Below are 212 nucleotides of genomic sequence, written 5' to 3' on the forward strand. Positions count from 1 at the left end.
CTGAATTGCGACTTTCACATCAGTGTATTTATCATGACGATTCAAACGCTTTTCCCAGTAATAATACGTACTACGTGGAATATCAGCGACTTTGATTAATTCCACTACTTCATAGATTTCCTTTAGTTCATAAATTACTTGCGCTTTGATTTGATTGGTAATTTTTCTTGCATTTGAACTAAAGTATTTAACTTTTTTAAGTACGCATTCTC

General features: G+C 32.1%; 1 pseudogene. It reads right to left on the bottom strand.

Annotated features, from left to right (window positions below):
* Positions 1 to 212 (bottom strand): annotated as a pseudogene (locus tag B3D94_RS23135) (IS3 family transposase); the annotation flags it as partial.

Source organism: Lysinibacillus sp. UBA5990 (genome assembly GCF_002429815.1).
GTDB lineage: Bacteria > Bacillota > Bacilli > Bacillales_A > Planococcaceae > Lysinibacillus > Lysinibacillus fusiformis.